Raw genomic sequence first — 1281 nt, forward strand, 5'->3', positions numbered from 1 at the left:
CCACGGTGGTTTTGCAGTAAACGGCATCGTTGCGTTGGGGATAATCTGCCCGCCAGTGCGCACCCCGGCTTTCTTTTCGGGCGAGGGCACTTTCCAGCATGGCACAGCCCAGAAGCGGAAGGGTGCCAGACAGTTTGCGGATTTCCTGAATGCCCGCTTCCAATGTCTGTGCATCCCGCACGACACCGAGTGCGTTCAGCAGGATACGATTCATCTGCATTTGAGCGTCCGGGGAAAGTTCGGGCAGAAGGGATTCTTCGGCACAGGGCATATTGGGGGAACTGACTGTTTCCCGGCAGGCAGTTTCCGCAGCAATCTGTCCTCCATAGATCGCACCCAGAAGAGAATTTCCACCCAGACGGTTTGCGCCATGGTACTGAGCGCAGCATTCACCGGCAGCGTACAGATTCCGCATCGAAGTGCGGTGCCGCTCGTCCACCTGAATGCCTCCCATAAAGTAGTGGATACCCGGCAAAATCGGAATGGGTTCTTTGCGAATATCTTTGTGCAGATAGGTCTGACAATCATCCACCAGTCCGGCAAGTTTATGCTCCATGACTTCTTTAGGAAGCTCTGTCATATCAAGGAACACCTCATAGTCACGGCTGACCGTCCAGACTTCCCGCGCGGTGATGTCACGCGGCATCAGGTTGCCGAGTTCCGGATATTTTTCTTCCATGAAATACCACGGCTTCCCGTTCCGTAATGCAAACAGCCGCCCGCCCTCACCACGGGCGGCCTCACTCAGAAGCATCCGTTTTTCGCCCAGTTCGACCGTGGTAGGGTGGTACTGGATCATTTCAAGATTTGCCATCGGAACGCCCAGACGGAACAGTTCTGCGGTGACTTCTCCGGTATTGGCAAGAGAGCCGGTCGTATCACCGAATAAGCCATGCAGCCCGCCTGTGGCAATCAGGACGGCATCGCATACAAACCGCAGCAGTTCGCCAGTATAGGTGTCCTGCACTGTGCAGCCACCGCAGATGTTCCCGGAAAGCAGCAGGGTGCGGAACTTATGGTGTGGAAAGCGTTCGACCGTTCCTGCGCTTTCTTCCCGGCGCACAGCATCAATCAGAGCGGTCATTAGCTGCTTTCCCGTATCGCTTTGTGCAAAGGCCGTCCGCTTTTTCTTCTGTCCGCCAAAATTCCGCAGGTCGAGTTCATCGTCATCTGTCACGTTGAATTGTACTCCCAGATGGTGCAGGCTGCGCACCAGTTCGGACGCAGCCTGCGTCATCCCCCAGACTGCATTCGGGTCAGCAAGTCCGCAGGCAGCGGTCA

At 56.0% G+C, this 1281-nt stretch carries 1 protein-coding gene; it reads right to left on the reverse strand.

The annotated features are described in order from the left end of the window. The coding region (locus J3352_RS14115; RefSeq protein WP_207700527.1) for an FAD-binding protein at positions 1-1281 on the reverse strand (1281 nt) is incomplete at both ends.

The sequence above is a fragment of the Faecalibacterium sp. Marseille-Q4164 genome (assembly GCF_017377545.1).
Taxonomy (GTDB): domain Bacteria; phylum Bacillota; class Clostridia; order Oscillospirales; family Ruminococcaceae; genus Faecalibacterium; species Faecalibacterium duncaniae.